Source organism: Nostoc sp. PCC 7524, assembly GCF_000316645.1.
In the GTDB taxonomy this organism is placed as follows: Bacteria; Cyanobacteriota; Cyanobacteriia; order Cyanobacteriales; family Nostocaceae; genus Trichormus.
The window spans coordinates 6,014,554-6,027,220 of sequence record NC_019684.1 but is presented as its reverse complement, the minus strand read 5'-3'; the positions used below and the strand labels follow the sequence as shown (position 1 = coordinate 6,027,220).

Genomic DNA, 12,667 nt, shown 5'->3' with positions numbered 1-12,667 from the left:
ACTTATTGATCCCCCCTTACACCCCTTAAAAAGGGGGGACTTTGATTCAATTTCCACGGCAGTTGCTACAAGTCGGCAGAGCCTCATTCCTTGCTCCATAACAAAGAATGAGTTTCCTGGTTATACTCTTTTTGCAGACAAAGATAATCTTGTAGATGGAATTAAATCACTATTTTCAGTGCGATTAAGTTCATCTGCTGCGAGTAATTCCCGAATCAGCCGAATGATAGCTTTCTGCACTAATTGATTAGTCACTTGTTGACCTAAACGTTGCACATCTGGATTGAACAACAATTGTCCTATTTGCGGTGCAAGTTGCACTGGGTCAAAACCACGGGTTTCTCTCAGAATATTAGAGATATTTTTGATATGCTCTAAAGTTTGTTGTTGCTCAACCGTGGCTGCGGGAGTTTCGTTGATGGCTGTAATACCTACACGCTCTCTAAGTAGATAGGTGAAGTTGTGCAGAACGTTTTTACCTAAAGCGTTGATGCCGTTAAAGAATTCATCTACCAACTTGTCGCGAATGAAAGCGCCGCGTTCAGAAGCCAGAAAGTCTACGCCTTGATTGACTACTAAATTGAGGTCGTAGTCTTGATTTTTCCGCGCATTGCGTAACAGGTTTTCTAAACGATTCCACCGGAATTTACCCTCTTTAAACAGCAAGTCTCGCAGTGATGATCTTAATTCTGGCGCAGGGTCGGTGAGCAAACGTTTAGCAACGTAAGGGTAAGCTTCACTGAGAACTTTGAAGTTGGGGTCTATATATATAGCTATACCTTCCAGTGTCACCAGAGAGCGAATAATTAAAGCGTAGTAGGGAGGTACGCGGAAAGGATACTCATACATCAAAGCTGATAGTTCATCTGTAATGCTTTTAATGTTGAGTTCAGCTACACTAGCTCCTTGAGCATCCGCAAATACTTTACCAAAGGCTGGAATAATCGGTGTTAAATCTGTTTCTGGGGATAGAAAATCTAGCTTAACGTAGTCTTGCGCTAACCCTTCAAAGTCACGGTTAACAACGTGAACGATCGCCTCAATTAAACCATAACGTTGGGGTGGTTTAATCTCGCTCATCATCCCAAAGTCAAGATAAGCTAGTTGGCCGTCGGGTGTAGCTAACAAGTTACCTGGATGGGGATCAGCGTGGAAAAATCCATGCTCTAAAAGTTGTCTCAAAGAACACTGGACACCCACTTCAATTAAGTAACGCGCATCTATACCTTGGGCTTTAATTTCTGCTGTTTGGGTTAACTTTGTGCCGTTAATCCACTCCATCGTTAATACACGACGGTTGGTATATTCCCAGTAAATCTTCGGTACATAAATGTCTTTTATGTGACCATATAGCTCAAAAAAGCGTTCAGCATTTTCGCCTTCGTGGATATAATCCATTTCTTCAAAAATGCGATCGCCTAATTCATCTAAAATCCCTACTAAGTCACTGCGTACCCGTTTGACTTTTCTTTGTACTAAAGCCGCCAGACGACGCAAAATATACAAGTCAATAGTAATTCGTTCCCTTAAGTCAGGGCGTTGCACTTTTACAGCCACTTCTTCCCCAGTTTTCAGCTTGCCTTTGTAAACTTGCCCTAAAGAAGCAGCAGCAATCGGCTGGGCTGAGAGTTCTGTGTAAACTTCTTCTGGAGGCTGTCCTAATTCTTCTTCAATAAACTGGTAAGCAATTTCGTTAGGAAAGGGCGGTAACTGGTCTTGTAATCTTGTGAGTTCTTCTAAATATATGGGAGGAACTAAATCTGGTCTAGTAGATAAAGCTTGTCCAATTTTGATATAAGCCGGCCCTAATTGGGTTAGTAATTCTCTTAACTGCGTAGCTCGACGGCGGTCATTTTTAACAACTTTTCCTCGTTTACTGTCCCACCACAACCCCAGGCAAAATGAAATAGTCGGCCCCAATACTGCCAAAATCCTGCGGAAAACTTGCAGAGGTCTAGCTTGATAATGGGCTGCTATCTCTCCAGGATCATACAGTAATGTTTCAGGTTCAACATCTGGTGTGATTGACACCTGCTGTTTATGAGTTGTGACTAGACTGGTTGATGGGCTAGGCTCCATCGTAGGGGAACGCACAATCAAGGTTTTTGTATCGTTTTGTAGTTCGCCTTCAATCGGTCGGGAGTGAGTGGGAAGTGTCTTGACATTCATGGAGAAAGCTACCGGTCGGATTGAATATGTTAAGTATTGTAACAATAGGAGTGGGGATTGGGTATTGGGGACTGGGAAAGATAGGGGAGATGGGGGAGATGGGGGAGAATAACTATTGCCTATTGCCTACTAACTAATGACCATTTGCTTTTTGCTACACTTAAATGTGTTTGCTAACTCAATGGTAGTAGGTATTGTTAGTAGCCGAAAGATGATGCTTAATGTCTTGTAACCTAAAAATGCCTCGCATCTGCCCTGCAAGGAGAATTTGGCTTGATGTTGCTCTGCCTACGCATAGAAAACTTTGCCCTGATTGATCAACTGGAACTGGACTTTGGCGCGGGACTGAATGTTTTGACAGGTGAGACCGGCGCGGGGAAATCGATTATTTTAGATGCTATTGATGCTGTTTTGGGTGGTAAAGTCTCAAGTCGCGTCATTCGCACGGGGACAAGTAGGGCTATGGTAGAAGGAACTTTCGCTTCTACACCACCTTTAGCAGCTTGGTTAACTGAACAGGAAATTGATTTAATCGATGATAGTTCCGTAGTCATAAGTCGAGAAATTACAGCGACATCCAGTAATATCCGTAGTAGATCACGGGTGAATGGGGTGGTGGTGAATCGGCAGATTATGTCAGGATTGCGCGATCGCTTGGTGGAAATCACCGCCCAAGGCCAAACGGTGCAGGTAGGACAAGCTGCCCAAGTCCGTGATTGGTTAGATATGTATGGTGGTGACTCCCTCATTAAGCAGCGTCAACTCATCACCACAGTCTTTAGTGCTTACCAACAAGCCCACGCCAACCTAGAAAAGCGGCGCACATCAGAACGGGAACGGTTGCAACAACTGGATTTACTCACCTATCAAGTACAAGAATTATCAACCGCCAACCTCAATGATCCCCAGGAATTAGAACAACTCCAGCAAGAACGGGAACGGTTAAATCATGTCGTTGATTTGCAACAGATGAGTTACAAAGTTTACCAAGCTTTGTATCAAAACGACGATGAAACCCCAGCCGCCGCCGATTTGTTGGGTGACAGTGAAGCTGTATTAAATGACATGGTGGAGTATGATGTCCAACTGCAACCACTCTTAGATTTAATTAGAGATGCTCAAACAGCATTAACAGAAGTCGCACGACAAATTAACGCTTACGGGGAAGGATTAGAAGCTGATCCCCAAAGATTAGAGGAAGTAGAAGAACGTATCCGGGAATTAAAACAAATTGTCCGTAAGTATGGCCCCACCTTAACAGAAGCGATCGCCTACTACGAACGCATCCAAGCAGAATTAGCAGAACTAAATGATAGCGAACAAACTATAGAAAGTTTAGAACAGCAAGAGCAAGTCTGTTTAGCAAAACTTACCCAGGCTTGTGGGAAGTTAACCCAGTTGCGTCAAAAAACCGCCGCCACTTTAGAATCTAAATTAATCGCTGAACTTAAGCCTTTAGCAATGGAAAAGGTACAGTTTCAAGTGGAAATTGTCCCGACTGCGCCGACGGCTGCGGGTGCAGACAAAATCACCTTTATGTTTAGTCCCAACCCTGGCGAACCATTGCAACCATTGACAGAAATTGCTTCGGGTGGTGAAATGAGTCGGTTTTTGTTGGCACTTAAAGCCTGTTTTACCCAAGCTGATGCGGCAGGAACGCTGGTATTTGATGAAATTGACGTAGGGGTTTCAGGGAGAGTCGCCCAGGCGATCGCGGAAAAATTACACCAGTTGAGTCAATATCATCAAGTGTTATGTGTGACTCACCAGCCTTTAGTCGCAGCGATGGCAGATAGGCACTTCCGCGTGGATAAGCAAATTATTACCCAAGGAAAGGGTAAGAAAGCTAACAATGGTAGTGCGGAACAGCGTACCGTTGTGCGTGTGACAAACTTAGATGATTTGACTACCCGTCGGGATGAATTAGCACAGTTAGCTGGTGGTAAATCTGCGAGTGAAGCGATCGCTTTTGCGGAATCGTTGTTAATGCAAGCTGCTAATCATCGTCGTAGCCAGCAAAGTTGAACAGATATAGTCACTAATTACCTTAAGTAAACAGACAGATTTGGTGATAAAAGTACGTAACTGTATTTTTATTTTTTTTATATCAGTGAACTGATATAGATTAAAATGTTGATGAGATGGAAATTTTGTTTCCTAGTGATTAACTGTAGTTAATTTGATATCTAAAAATCTTATGTCTCTTAGCTACGATATATCTTCAATATTGAACCTATTGCGTTCTTTACCCTCTACCGAATTACGAACAGTGAAAGAAGAAATTGATTCTATTCTTAAAGAAAGAGGGACAACAATCCGCATACCCGATCCATTCAAAATAGTTCCTGCACAGGTTGTTCTAAAAGATAGCAACTTAGAAGAATCAACTTCTGAGGTTAAATTAGAAGAAGAATACCAACAAATTAATGAGGATATTAGCGAACCTTCTGGTGTTCTCAATTTATCTTCAATTAAAGATGCAACAGATAATAAAGCTGAAAAAAAAGAAGCTATTCAAGAAATTCCTAGGCCATTAGGTATTTGGAAAGGAAAAGTAGAAATATCGGAAGACTTCTATGAAACAACAAACGATATTCTTTCAGAATTCGGCATAGAAGAATAATGAAATTGTTACTTGATACCTGTGCTTTAATATGGTCACTTGAGGATAATCCCTGTCTTTTACCTGAAACCCGTCGGCAAATTTCAGATCAATTAAACTCAGTCTTTATTAGTGCTATTAGTGTTTGGGAAATAGAAATAAAACGAAAAAAAGGGCAGTTAAAAGTTCCAGAAAATTTATTAGAAGCTATTTCTTTAACTCAATTTAAGTTTTTATCAGTAACAGAACATCACGCTTTGAAAGCAGCTAATTTGCCTGACTATCATAAAGACCCTTTCGACAGGTTGTTAATAGCACAAGCCATATTAGAAAAGATGGTTATTGTTACTTCTGATAGTAGATTTGGACAATATGGTGTTCCTGTTTTAAATGCTAAGTAATAATAAAAAAGCTGGCGTAAGAATTAATAAAGATTGTTTTTCTACTGTTTTTTTACTTGGTATTAATCAAGCATGATCGCTTTTACCCAATCCTCAGCGATCGCATACGATCATTGACGCGTATGTTGATTTAGCTATTAATTGTAACTTAAGCACTTTATTGGATAGGATACAGTAAAATAAATATCAAAATATTATATGTATAAAGTTTTCAAGCTAATATGGTCATAAAAAATAAAAATAAAATAATACAAATGACTATTACTACTAAAAATAGAAAATTATTATTTAAACTTTTACCTACAACAATAGCTTTACCCTTCTTGATTTTCTTCCCTCCTATGCCTTTTCTTACCCCTCTGTTGATTTCATAGCGTCTCTCTCTTAAATGTTTTTGGATTTCCTGTCTCTCTTTACTAGCACATTTAATATCTCTAGGAATTATAGGCAGAGAAAGATTTATTTGCCTCTGGCGTTGACTGTAAACTTGATAATTATTGTTTTGTCTTGGCTCTATATTGCTACGCTCCATCAACTGAATAACTTGTTGCAAAGATATTTTATTTGAAAATTCAAACCACTCCCTATAAACATTAAATGACTTACAAGCTTGATGAATTTCTTTCTCTACTTTGTAAACGTCAGTAACAAATACATAATGAATAAGTTTCAACGGGTAAGGACTTTGACGACTATTCAGTTCTTTTAACCTATTCTCTGGGGTTCGTGGTGCTACAGTTAGTCCTATTTTGTATCTATTTGTGCCTACGCTATGAATTAAATAAATGTACCCTGGTTTCATTTTTGTATGTATCTATCTTAAACAATTCATATCATGCTTGTTCTGTCTGCTTTATACCTTAATGTACAATTTCTCTAAACAATGAAGATGATCCCACTTTTGGACAATGCGATCGCACTTCATAATTTACAATGGTCGAGCGATCGCTTTTGCGGAATTGTTATTAAATATCTAACCCTGTGATTATTAACTCTGGGGAATGCTCAACAGTAAACTGGTAGTATATTTCTTGCTTCTCTTGGGGTGGAATAGTTAAATTCCATTCTAGAATGCTCATTTCACCCAGTTGTATTTGTGGGTTGCTACGCAGGAGGCGAACTTTGATTTGTTCGTTACGGCTAACTGGCAATTGTTCGGTTAATTTCAAATAGGTTTCTTGATTAAGCAAGTTAGTAATGATTAAGCGATAAGCGTAAGTAGTTCGGCGTTGGTTGCCAATAAGTTTTTTATCTACTTGACGCTCAACTAAATTACGTTCAATTTTTAACCCTTCATCAATGCCTAAATTCAGTATAAATTCCTGTCCTGGGGCAATATTTGCTAATTCAGTTGTGCCAACAAACATATCATCACGGAAGATATTGGCTGTACCTGCTAATAAAGTTGCACCATCAGAACTATTTTTGACATAGGCTTCGAGATAAGCAAAACTCACTAGGCGCGGTATGGCTACGTACCGCAAATTACAGGGGTAATCATCATTAAAAATTGTGGTTTTATGAGGTGTACCATCACTGGGAATATTACCACCGCCATTGAGTTTAAAGGTGACAATACTCCCTGTTGTGGATACTTCTGCCCCCATGTTTTGTGCGGGAATAAAACTATCTTCTATAATTTCTGCTTCTGGTTCTGGTAGCGTTTCTTCCGTAGCAGGAGCAGACATAGCCGTGATTGGGGGTAACAATGGACTAGCTTGTCTTCGTGCCGATCGCACTACTTGGGGCTTGAGGGTGTCAATATACCAAGGGTTTAATTGAGGTGGGAGTGTGCCTAATCCTGGTTTAGCCGTAGAAAGAGTAAGATTGACATCTAGCCAATCTTCGCCAGTATTTTGGGTAACTGCTGCTAGATAGCTCAAATTGACTGTCTTGTTGGTACTATTTAAGCGCAAATCATATAACGGAGTCCAACTAGCACGAGTTACCGTGTATGATACCTCTAAATCAAACTCTCCTGCACCTGCAACTTCTACACCAACAACTAAGTTAAAACTTTCTTTGGCATGGGGTGCTTGGATCATCTGTAATGAGTTACGCAGTGCTTGAATTTGCTTATCTAATTCTTGCTGCTGGCTTTTACACTCACCAGAGGCGATCGCATACTCGCTATACTGGCTACCTAAAAAATTGAGAAAATCTAGGGTTTCACTGGGGCTAAGATTTTTCCGTGATAAGCTTTGGGCAAAAGGTTCTTCTGTTTTTTCCCGTAAGCCTGCAATAAACTGAGATTGTAAAGTTAAAGCATCTACCTGAGCTTGGAGATGGCGTTTTTCTGTTTCTAGCTGCTGAATTTGTCTAGTTAATTGGGCGACTCGTTCGGCTACAGGTTCAGTAGTGTAGATGCGATCGCAACTCACTGCCAACAGATGTACCTCTACCGTACCTTTACCACTTACCCTGACAGACTCAGGCTCTATAGTTGCTGGCAATGAAGAAATCAATAATTCCCGTTCCGAGCCTGTGAGGGACACTTTACCCTGTCGTGTCACCAGGGCTTTATCGCTATACACCGTCACAGATACAATCTGACTTTGTACTGTTGTTCGCCAAGATGGTACTTCCGGGTTAACCACTGCCAGTTTTTTCCTGTGTTAAATAACGCTGTTGGTTAATTTTTATAGGTTTAAGGTCTACGCCGTCAAGCAACTGGAGTTAGTTATTAGGTAATAGGTAATAGGCAATAGGCAATAGGCAATGGGCAATAGGCAATAGTAATTCTCCTCCGCTCCCCTGCTCCCCTGCTCCCCAATCCTCAATTCCCCTGACGCACGCCTCTGACAACTGGAGTCACGTCATCACCAGAAAAGGGATCTGTACCACCAGTCCAATTAAAGTCACTAATGCGGATACTTAACCCACCCAATTCTAGTACGGGGTTGTAGCGCAAGGTAATGCCGTAGGTGCGACGACTGTATTCTACGATGTAGTCCGTACTACTTTCTCGACCTGTATCTAAGTTAATTGATGTTTGAAAGCCTAAACGCAAAGGGCCATAAATCTGTTGAGAAATTCCCGCACTGAGGACTTTATTATCCACGGAGCGGTCAAATAAAAAGGGTGAGAGACCACTGTTTAAGCCTTGGGAATAAGTGACATTAAAAGCGGTATAGTCTAAAAATGGGCGAGAAAAGTTGCCTAACTGCCCTAACAAACCAATTGAGCCAGTTAGAGTATTTTGATTATCGCCATTTGTGTAATAGCTAGTAGTACCAGTCACACCAGCAACCGCCTGTAAGTAAGGAACTACAGGTGTGGGAGTGTATCTTAATCCCTCTGTGGCGGTGGGTGCTAGGGGTTTTCCTTGCCACAGTAAGAATCCTTTACTGAGAGCCACACTACCTTGTAAACGACCTAGGGAGATGCGATCGTTATCCCGGTTAACATCTAATAAGTCTTGGCGATCGGTGTTGGCGTTAATATACTGTGCGCCTGCTTGATAGCTGAGGTTAACACCGCTTTGGCCTAAAGCAATCACTGGCGATGTGATCACACCACCCAAACTACTTTGAACGGTTTGGAAACCAAGTGTACCGTTATAAAGGCGATCGCGGTAGCTATATTCCCAATTCACAACGTGGGGATTAACATTCCCTAAAGTTTGGCGTAACCGCAAACTGGCTTTTAAATTTTCATCTATGGTGTCGAAGTCAAAGCTAGTTAACTCTCCAGAACCTTGAAGTGTAGCTGTGGGACTCAACACAGCATTCAACCTAGCTTTGACACCAAACAGTGATGCTAAATTATCACTGCCTTGGATGGCTCTCTGCACAAAAAACTGCGGTGTAATCCCCAAGCGTGTCTGTTCTGTATTAATGACTGTAAAGCCACGCTCAACGAATAAACCCCCCCGCTTATCTCCATCGTAGCCAGGGGAGACGATAAACGGGCTGGTTTCTCGTTCTCGACGGTCAATTGTCTGCTGATTGACGGGGATGGGTATGACTACGTTTTGGTCTAATACTAGGCGCTGACGCTGGGTGGTAATACGGTCGATTAAGGGTGCTTCCCGCGTTAAGGTGACTTGATCAGCTCGTAACTCTAATTCTGGGGGAGAAAATGGATCATTGGTAATGCGGACATTTCTAGCTTGCCAACCACGGGGATAGAATTCAATTTGTCTGGCTTCAAATCTCAGGCGTTTGACTTCACCCCCAGCCTTTGGTGGTGGTAAATTCCTTGCGTCTGCTGTACCACCAATTGTAAAGTCAATCCCACCGGGACTGCTGACACCTGTAGTTGGTTGATTCTGTCTGATGCGATCGCTGGGTGGTTGTTGCGGCACTCCCCCGGCTGTTACATCAGTAGGTAAGAAGGCAAAATCTCTTGAGGTTGAGGGTATGTAAATTTCCCCACTGCCATTTTCCAAATCTCCACTGTCTTGGAGAAAATTATAGGTAAAGCGTTGTCCCCGTAATACCTGATCACCCCGTGTTAAGGCAACATCACCTTCCCCAACGGCAATTAAATTGTCTAAATTCACTTGCACGCGATCGGCATCAACTACCGCGCCATCAAATCGCACGACTACATTACCTTCAGCTGTAACTATCCGCCGTTGTTGGTCGTATTCTTGCCTATCTGATGTCACCTCCACAATTCTGTCTCTCACAGGTGGAGGGTTAGTGGCGGGTGTGCCAGATGGTGGAGTTTGGGCTTGGGGGTTGCTGGGAATGAATTTGAGTGTTGATGGCACCGACTGTTGGCTGTCTGTGCGAGATTTAAATTTAATTACATTTTGAATTGCTTGGTTACTGGGTGCGTTATCAGCATTAGATACTGAGAGATTAATGCTATCCCCAGACTTTTCTACTGTAATCTGATCTTTTTGTTCTTCCTTGGTCAGATTGGCGGTAACATCTGGCTGTGGGGGTGGTGATAATTCCTGAATATTAGCTGAAGTTTTCTGAATGGGATAGCCAATTTCCAAAGGCTGTCCCAAATTAGTAGCATTGCTAGTAGCTGCGAGGGGAGAAAATTCTGGAGTGAAAGTTTCTGGTGTACTGGCAGATGATGCTGGAGTTCTAGTAACTAATAAACTCTTATCTTTTTGGGTGTTACTATCAGCAATCGTTTTTTCTACAATCGATTTTTGTGGCGATTCCGGTTGTAGTTGGGTACTGCTGTCAATTTCGCCCACACTAGGAAACTGAGTATTGCTAGCAGATAAGCTGGAATTTGCTGGTTGTATGGGTTCAACAAGAGAAGGCGGTGCAGGTGGCAAAACTGGATGAAGCATATGGGAACACAATCAACCTAACAAATAGGCAATTAATAGCCGGAAGGATGAATTCACCTTTTGCCTTCCGACTTCTACTTTCTGCCTGTATGCAGCAAGCTTTCCGGAGATAGACACCCAACTGCAAAGGAAAAACCATAGCAGCTAGTGTCTGTAACATCTGGTGTTTTCTAGCTTCCGGCACTCACAGATGATTTGTCTAGTTTCTACTCTAAATCCCGACGACCGGGGTTACGAGCTGGGTCGTTAGACAAAAATCCGAAAACAAAAATAGCCACAAAGAAAGCAACCACAATATAAACAGCGATTTTTAAAGTTACCATCGGCGATTTCTCCAAAGGGTATGACGAAAAAGCTCTTTCTTCATATCTGACTTGAAAGTGCTGAGTGCTGTTAGCGGAAGCGGGGCGTTTAGCCCGTGCTGAGTAAAAATCCCAGTCACGCCGGTCCGCTCAAGTCAAGCCATTGCGTTGCGGAGGTTTCCTCCGTTGTAGCAAGTGGCGCGGTAAACCCGCCCACGCGGCTGGCTCCCCAGTCCCCAGTCCCCAGTCCCTCTTTACATTCATGGTGGTGAATTTTTGTTACAGGGACTGCGATGCAGAAAAGATAGCTACTTTATATTACCCACATCTCGTTCCTTTTGGAGAAGACTACGGTGGTAGTTAAGCACCATATACTCTAACAGCAATTAATAGGTTGAGTTGGATTTTGATCTGATGCTACGGTTAGCTTCACCTCAAAATCTGATTTTCAGGTTTTGTGTGGGCTGATATATGTGACTTTCTAATTTGGTAAATGTCCCTGGTGTCATAGTTATTTACTGGTTGATATTGTGACGTTTGCCAAAGCCAGAGGTTTCCTATTCCAGCGAAAACTGACAAAAAATTTTTTCGCTGTATCAAGACACCGCCGTCACATTCTTAGGGTGCGTCAGATTAGAGTTTTTCGCTATTCTCAAAAGATTCGTGGCATCTGACGCACTCTACAAGATAGGTTGAGTGTGACACCTGCGTAAGTCTTGTCTAGTTAAGTATCAATCCTGAGATTTATTAGATGTCACCAGATCCTTCGCAATTCGGCTCTTAATCACGCGTGCAGGCATACCCACAGCCACAGAAAACGGCGGAATATCTCTGTTGACGACTGCTCCTGCACCAATGACACTGCCTTGACCGATAGTGACACCATCTAATACTGTTACTCCATGTCCTAGCCAACAATCGTCCTCAATCACAATGCCTTGACGAGAAACACCTTGGTATTTAATGGGTAGTGTGGGGTCTGTAAAAATGTGATGGTTGGCATAGATACCAGAATGGGATGCAATCATGCAGCGTTTACCAATTTTGATATTTCCTGGCCCGGCGATACCAACATTAGGTCCAATGAAAGTTTCCTGATCAATTTGTATATAAGAATCTTCCAAGCATCCTATATCAACATTGCGCTCGATCGCTACGCCGTCGCCTAAGCAAATTCTATTATTAGGATGTCCTTTAGCATCTAGACGCACACCTTTAAACAGGTATACTCCACTGCCAAGTTCTATCCCAGCAGCGTTGAGAAATTCCACTCCATGTTGAATATAAACTGATTTACCCATCTGAGCAAAAATTTGCCGATATACCAGATTTCTTAATTTTGGCCCAAGTGTTAGTGTGGGCATATCTCCGAGCAGAGTGATTAGCAAAAGTTCTTGAAATCTCTGCCATTTTGAGTTATGTCGTTGGTTATTCATGACCAAATTATCAGGTGAATGGTGTTAATAATGCTGAATCTGTGTTAGCGATGTATTCTTGGTGTTGGTAGTAACACTGATTCTGATATTGCCCAAATCACTAATTATGGGATAGTGATCTAAAACTACCCACAAGTTTTAGTGATGCTTTTTAGTCTAGGTAAACTTAAAGTTTCAGGTGGAAGACATCAGTAAATTGTCAAAAAATCCATCATTGATTAACGGCTTTTTGCATATAAGATTGTGAATTTGTGTAAAACTACACGATGATTTAGTGACAGGGTTTCGCGTTGAATGCCAACCCAGTTACTGTTAATACTCCTGAATACCCAAGCCAATATGTAGGTAATTACAACGTCTACCTCAGACTATTAAATTGTGAAATTGAATTTTGTAGACAGGCTAAATAGGCTGTTGTGAGTTAATTGCAACGGCTTTTCATCTGACTGCTCATAAATTTTTGCTCTTATGGCTATTTATTGTCCAGCCAGTTGATT

General features: G+C 41.8%; 9 protein-coding genes. 3 read left to right on the top strand and 6 right to left on the bottom strand.

The features are described from left to right. Positions 1-120 precede the first annotated feature (120 nt). Positions 121-2,169 carry an ABC1 kinase family protein gene (locus NOS7524_RS24700; protein ID WP_015141207.1) on the bottom strand — a complete coding sequence of 683 codons (2,049 nt, stop codon included), beginning with the start codon at positions 2,167-2,169 and terminating at the stop codon, positions 121-123. Between the two features lie 276 nt (positions 2,170-2,445). Between NOS7524_RS24700 and recN the strand changes: the two genes are divergently transcribed. The 3 genes from recN to NOS7524_RS24685 all read left to right on the top strand — a co-directional run bounded on the left by recN (position 2,446) and on the right by NOS7524_RS24685 (position 5,172). Further along, a complete protein-coding gene (recN, locus tag NOS7524_RS24695; RefSeq protein WP_015141206.1) occupies positions 2,446-4,194 on the top strand; it encodes a DNA repair protein RecN in 1,749 nt (582 codons plus the stop codon). Between the two features lie 244 nt (positions 4,195-4,438). Next, positions 4,439-4,792, top strand: a complete 354-nt coding sequence (locus tag NOS7524_RS24690; RefSeq protein ID WP_144050905.1) for a hypothetical protein — start codon at positions 4,439-4,441, stop codon at positions 4,790-4,792. After that, on the top strand, positions 4,792-5,172 hold the full coding sequence (locus NOS7524_RS24685; RefSeq protein WP_015141204.1) for a type II toxin-antitoxin system VapC family toxin: 381 nt from the start codon (positions 4,792-4,794) through the stop codon (positions 5,170-5,172). Before NOS7524_RS24690 ends, NOS7524_RS24685 begins: the two co-directional genes overlap by 1 nt. A gap of 211 nt (positions 5,173-5,383) precedes the next feature. On the opposite strand, the gene NOS7524_RS24680 is transcribed toward NOS7524_RS24685, so the two are convergent. The 5 genes from NOS7524_RS24680 to NOS7524_RS24660 all read right to left on the bottom strand — a co-directional run bounded on the left by NOS7524_RS24680 (position 5,384) and on the right by NOS7524_RS24660 (position 12,170). After that, positions 5,384-5,974, bottom strand: coding sequence for a GIY-YIG nuclease family protein (locus NOS7524_RS24680; protein WP_015141203.1), 591 nt, complete (start codon positions 5,972-5,974; stop codon positions 5,384-5,386). A 163-nt stretch (positions 5,975-6,137) separates the two neighbouring features. Further along, the gene (locus NOS7524_RS24675; RefSeq protein WP_015141202.1) at positions 6,138-7,769 is read right to left on the bottom strand and encodes a mucoidy inhibitor MuiA family protein; all 1,632 of its coding nucleotides are present in this window, start codon (positions 7,767-7,769) and stop codon (positions 6,138-6,140) included. A gap of 179 nt (positions 7,770-7,948) precedes the next feature. Next, positions 7,949-10,432: a DUF3769 domain-containing protein gene (locus NOS7524_RS24670; RefSeq protein WP_015141201.1), complete on the bottom strand. Its 2,484-nt coding sequence runs from the start codon at positions 10,430-10,432 to the stop codon at positions 7,949-7,951. 206 nt (positions 10,433-10,638) lie between these two features. Further along, a complete protein-coding gene (locus NOS7524_RS24665) occupies positions 10,639-10,755 on the bottom strand; it encodes a photosystem II reaction center protein I (protein WP_015141200.1) in 117 nt (38 codons plus the stop codon). A gap of 710 nt (positions 10,756-11,465) precedes the next feature. After that, the gene (locus NOS7524_RS24660) at positions 11,466-12,170 is read right to left on the bottom strand and encodes an acyltransferase (RefSeq protein ID WP_015141199.1); all 705 of its coding nucleotides are present in this window, start codon (positions 12,168-12,170) and stop codon (positions 11,466-11,468) included. Positions 12,171-12,667 lie beyond the last annotated feature (497 nt).

Coding starts and splice junctions, on each gene's coding strand:
- NOS7524_RS24700 (WP_015141207.1), bottom strand. CDS start 2,169: ATGAATGTCAAGACACTTCCCACTCACTCCCGACCGATTGAAGGCGAA.
- recN (WP_015141206.1), top strand. CDS start 2,446: ATGTTGCTCTGCCTACGCATAGAAAACTTTGCCCTGATTGATCAACTG.
- NOS7524_RS24685 (WP_015141204.1), top strand. CDS start 4,792: ATGAAATTGTTACTTGATACCTGTGCTTTAATATGGTCACTTGAGGAT.
- NOS7524_RS24680 (WP_015141203.1), bottom strand. CDS start 5,974: ATGAAACCAGGGTACATTTATTTAATTCATAGCGTAGGCACAAATAGA.
- NOS7524_RS24670 (WP_015141201.1), bottom strand. CDS start 10,432: ATGCTTCATCCAGTTTTGCCACCTGCACCGCCTTCTCTTGTTGAACCC.
- NOS7524_RS24665 (WP_015141200.1), bottom strand. CDS start 10,755: ATGGTAACTTTAAAAATCGCTGTTTATATTGTGGTTGCTTTCTTTGTG.
- NOS7524_RS24660 (WP_015141199.1), bottom strand. CDS start 12,170: ATGAATAACCAACGACATAACTCAAAATGGCAGAGATTTCAAGAACTT.